The sequence below is a fragment of the Aldersonia kunmingensis genome (assembly GCF_001646865.1).
GTDB classification, from domain to species: Bacteria; Actinomycetota; Actinomycetes; order Mycobacteriales; family Mycobacteriaceae; genus Aldersonia; species Aldersonia kunmingensis.
The window spans coordinates 1-999 of sequence record NZ_LRRB01000015.1 but is presented as its reverse complement, the minus strand read 5'-3'; the positions used below and the strand labels follow the sequence as shown (position 1 = coordinate 999).

The 999-nt window shown below is 64.8% G+C and carries 1 protein-coding gene and 1 pseudogene; both read right to left on the bottom strand.

Going from position 1 to position 999, the window contains the following annotated elements:
* The coding region (locus A8G08_RS26465) for a wax ester/triacylglycerol synthase domain-containing protein (RefSeq protein ID WP_281182108.1) at nucleotides 1–373 on the bottom strand (373 nt) is incomplete at its 3' end.
* Between the two features lie 168 nt (nucleotides 374–541).
* Nucleotides 542–999: pseudogene (locus A8G08_RS27335) on the bottom strand (hypothetical protein); the annotation flags it as partial.

Sequence of the window (999 nt, the reverse complement as noted above, 5' to 3'; positions counted from 1 at the left end):
GGTCCGCTACTGGTTCCGCTGCCCCATTCGTGTTGTCACCCTCGCGCGTGAAGTCGACGAGATGTCGGGCAATCTGCATACCGCCCATGCCGTCGGTCAGCGAATGATGAAGCGTCATAACCAGCGCTGCGCGCCCGTCGGGCAGTCCGTCCAGCAGGGTGAACCGCCACAGTGGGCGCTCCTTGTCGAACGCAGTCATCGACTCGGTGCTGACGAACTCGAGTAGCGCTTCAAAACCCGGCTTGGCCACCGTGAATCGTCTTAGATGCCAAGATAATTCGAAATCGGCATCGGGAACCCAGCGCGGCGGGACGAGACCGAGCGGATCCGGGACTGCCTTGCAGCTGAAAGGTGTCCACCAGACCCGCCCCACGCCGCGAGATCGAAACCAGCCGATCCCAGTCGGGCGCGCGGTCGAGTAGGGCGAACGAAACGATGGTCGAGCGCAGCACCGGATCGGCTTCCATCCGCCAGGACATGAAATCCGACTGCGACATATGCGTCTGTTCGCTCATCGAAAGGCCTCCCGCGCTGGGCCGCGTCACCCTGCACTTGCTGCAGGTCGCGGCAACCACCACGCGTCATGATCCTCGCAGGCTGCAGCGCCGGTGGGCGTTCCGGGATTGTTCAGGACGTCATCGCGGTAACGGCCCGGGAACACCCGGTAGTGAATGGTGTCTGGCGGGCACACCAGGGCGAGCACCCACCACAACGCGCGGGCGTAGTCCTCGGCGGCTTGCGCGCCGTTCCACTGATAGATGCCGCGATACCTGCCCTCGGCGTCATGCCGAAGCCAAAGCTTGGTTCGGAATCCCGGGAATCCCGCGAACAACGGTGTGTTCAACAGGCTTTCCGCCCGGAACGCAGTGTGCCCGCGGCCGCGCACCGCTCGGAGACGGAACTCGACGAACAACACCGCGGGGTCGTCGACCGCGGCGCCCTCGACGACGGTCTCGCGGTACACCGATGCGCTAGTGCCGTCGCCGAACAGGATCCGTC